Annotated in this window: 3 protein-coding genes; 2 read left to right on the top strand and 1 reads right to left on the bottom strand. The window is 34.0% G+C overall.

Translation table 11 applies throughout. The features are described from left to right. Positions 1–39: 39 nt before the first annotated feature. Entirely contained in the window at positions 40–744 is a 705-nt protein-coding gene (locus IF125_RS14025) for a hypothetical protein (RefSeq protein WP_125112982.1), read from the bottom strand. A 366-nt stretch (positions 745–1,110) separates the two neighbouring features. Between IF125_RS14025 and mef(C) the strand changes: the two genes are divergently transcribed. Next, positions 1,111–2,334 carry a macrolide efflux MFS transporter Mef(C) gene (mef(C), locus tag IF125_RS14030; RefSeq protein ID WP_085286200.1) on the top strand — a complete coding sequence of 408 codons (1,224 nt, stop codon included), beginning with the start codon at positions 1,111–1,113 and terminating at the stop codon, positions 2,332–2,334. 4 nt (positions 2,335–2,338) lie between these two features. Beyond that, positions 2,339–3,223, top strand: coding sequence for an Mph(E)/Mph(G) family macrolide 2'-phosphotransferase (gene mph, locus IF125_RS14035; protein WP_078213155.1), 885 nt, complete (start codon positions 2,339–2,341; stop codon positions 3,221–3,223). Positions 3,224–3,558 lie beyond the last annotated feature (335 nt).

The raw sequence follows: 3,558 nt of genomic DNA on the forward strand, positions 1-3,558 counted from the left end.
TGTTATAGCTTTTACTGAACCGAAGTTGTACGCTGTCTTTTATTCTTTACATAAATTTTCTCTAAGGATTTGTCCAATCCAACTTATACTAGCTACAATTTCAAAATCTGTAATTTCTAAACGATCTGCTAATATTTCATTATCTGATGGAATATATTTATCTCCATAATATTTTTCATCACCAACTTTAATATTGGGTTTTGTTACTCTGATTTCCATTAAGCCATATGATACAAATTCAGAACCACCATTGTCTAATTCCAATTCTTCAACATCATTTTCTATGAAAAACATTAAATCAGGCAACGGAGTTTTTTCAATAATATTTGTTCCTGTAATGAATTGGTCATAATCAATTTTTTTCTCTAAAAATGATTTAAAAAGTAAACCAGTAAGTGATGCTTTGTCTGTGTCTTCACACTTGTCAATAATAAATAATAATTTTTCGCCAACTTTTGTTCTATACTTTAAATCTTCTTCTATTTTATTAATTTGTTCTTCTATTTTATTTTCAGAAATTGATTTTAGTTCATATAAAAATGTAAGAATTTTTTTAAGAAATAGCTTATCCTTGATATTGGTTACTGTATTAAAAGTTCCTATAATTGTTGAAAGTAGTGGGACATCTTTTAGTAATCCTTCAGCAATATTTGAATCAATTACCACTTCAGTTAAGTCTTTGGTAACAGCTTGAAATTCTTTATCTTTTATGACTTGAATAAGATTTGTACCGAGTGAACTCATTTAATAATTTAGTTTTAGTAAGGTTGCGTACAACGTTTTGGGGCTTTGCGATGGTGGGGCAATCGAAGCACAAATCTTCAATTTTGCACAAAAGTTGAACCGAAGAACAACAGTTGAACTTTGCAGTTTCGCCCCACTATTGCAAAACCCTTGTTAGCTGCTGGGCTTAATTTTGCTAAAATAGCTTATTTTTTGAGATAATAATTTGTACTTTTGTGGCTTCACTTCCAAAAAGTATACAACACGTGGCAAAGCCTTGGATTAAATAATTATTAGGGTAATTCTCTTCAAAACCCACTTTTATGGTATAGTACTCTATTAGTATTATGCTACAATTATTTTGTTGTATAATTTAATCAAGTTTTTATGGAAAACCGTAAATGGTTTAAGACCTATATGTTTATATGGGCTGGACAGTTTGCTTCAATGCTTACAAGTTATGCTGTTCAGTTTGCTATTGTTATATGGCTTAGTCTGGAGTACAAGTCAGCCGAAGTTTTAGCCTACGCAGGAATAGCAGCTATGTTGCCTCAAGCATTGATAGGCTTAATAGCAGGTGTATATGTTGACCGTCTCAATCGTAAATATGTAATGATTTTTTCGGATGCTTTTATAGCTCTCTGTGCCCTTTTGTTACTCGTCATTTTACAAAATGAAAATGTTAATCTTATATGGATATACATTTTATTGGGTTTACGCTCTGTTGGTAATGCTTTTCACGCTCCGGCACTACAGGCAATTGCTCCGCTGATTGTACCCCAAAATGAATTGATAAAGGTAGCAGGAATTAATCAGGTGTTACATTCGGTTTGCAGTATTGGTGGTCCTGCCATTGGCACATTAGCCATTGCTTATCTTCCTATTTCAAAAGTATTGTACTTGGATTTGATTGGAGCATTGCTGGCTATTCTTTCACTCGTGATGGTGAAAATTCCCAATGTGGTTGCGAAGTCAAAATCGTCTGCACATTCTATTGCTACAGAATTTTCGGAAGGGTTTCAGACTGTTTCAAAAAACAAAGGTTTGCGTTATCTTTTTCTTTATGCAATGGCGATAACCTTTGTTATAATGCCAGCTGCCATTATGTTTCCGTTGCTCACAACAGGGCATTTTGCAGGAGGAAAATGGGAGATAGGAATTGTAGAAGTGGTTTGGGGCGGAGGTATGCTTATTGGCGGTGTCATCCTGAGTATTTTCAAATTGAAAGGCTCAAAAGTAGTCGCAGTCAATGTTATGTATGTATTATTGGGACTTACATTTATTTTGAGTGGTGTATTACCTGCAAGTTGGTTTGTAGGATTTGTGATGGTAACAGCCATTGGCGGTATCAGCCTGTCTGTTTTCAATGGCTGTTTTACAGCAATTGTACAAACAGAGGTAAGTCCTGAAAAATTAGGACGTGTATTTTCACTTTATTATAGTTTGGCAGTTTTGCCAAGTGTAATCGGTTTATTATTCACAGGCCTGATTGCAGAAGTTATTGGTGTAAACATTACGTTTATCATAAGCGGTTGTTTGGCAATCCTTGTGGGTATTCTTTCGTTTAGCACTCGCAACTTAATGCAATTAGGTAAAATCAAAAATATTTAAAAAAATGAAAAATAGAGATATTCAAAAATTAGCGGAAAGAAATGGGTTAATTCTTTCGGATGAAATGAGTTTTAATGAAATGGGAATTGATTTTAAGGTTGGTTTCGCTACAGATAGGGATGGCACAAAGTGGTTGTTGCGTATTCCAAGAAGAACAACCTTAGGCGAACAGATTGCGAATGAGAAACGCATTCTTCAATTGGTGTCGAAATACCTTTCGGTTCAAGTTCCTGATTGGCGTATAGCTAATGAAAAACTGGTAGCCTATCCTTTGCTCGATGGAAAACCTGCACTTACTTATGATGCGGAGACTTATGAAGTAACCTGGAATATGTCTAAAGAAAACGACCTTTATATACCATCATTAGCGAAAGCACTTATAGAACTTCATTCAATTCCTACGGAAGAAGTACTTCGTAATAATCTAAAAGTTTTGACACCTGAACAGGTTAGAAATGAGATTTCTGAAAGATTGATTTTGGTGAAATCTGAATTAGGGATAAATGCCGAATTAGAACTTCGGTACCAAAAATGGCTGGATAATGATGCCTTATGGCCGAATTTTACAAAATTCATTCACGGTGATTTGTATGCAGGTCATACACTTACTCATCATAATGGAGAAGTTTGTGGAATTATTGATTGGTCAACTGCACAAGTCAGCGATATAGCACAAGATTTTTCAGGTCACGTTACTGTTTTCGGTGAAGAAAGTCTGAAAAATTTAATTTCGGCATACGAAAAACAAGGTGGAGAAGTATGGGATAAACTGTTTGAACAAGCAGTTGAACGAGCTGCTGCCGCACCTCTAGCTTATGGATATTTTGCTTTAGAAACACAAGATGAAATTCATCTTAGTTCTGCAAAATTACAGTTAGGTGTTGAGTAGATTTTTTTTAGTAGGGGCTGACACCTTAATCGGGTCAGCTCCCTATTATTTCAAGGGATGTTTGTCTATTAGCGTTGTTGTGTAGCCTTGCAGCTAACATAGTAATTTACGAAGTAAATAATAGAAAAGTTTCGTGAAATATTCCCTATATCCGTATTTCGTGTAATTACTTTGTTAAAAGTAATAAATTCTTTGATAGTCTATATTATCTAAATAACATTTGTATGAATAGCGAGGTTTTTATTTAAAATTTTTAAATTCTCAATCATGGATCACGAAACTCTACAATTGATACTTTATTAATCTATTTCATTACTTAACATAATTCTTATTAT

This window comes from Empedobacter stercoris (assembly GCF_020281205.1).
GTDB classification, from domain to species: domain Bacteria; phylum Bacteroidota; class Bacteroidia; order Flavobacteriales; family Weeksellaceae; genus Empedobacter; species Empedobacter stercoris.

Excerpts from the sequence above, each read along its gene's own strand:
- IF125_RS14025 (WP_125112982.1), bottom strand. The coding sequence starts at position 744 with ATGAGTTCACTCGGTACAAATCTTATTCAAGTCATAAAAGATAAAGAA.
- mph (WP_078213155.1), top strand. The coding sequence starts at position 2,339 with ATGAAAAATAGAGATATTCAAAAATTAGCGGAAAGAAATGGGTTAATT.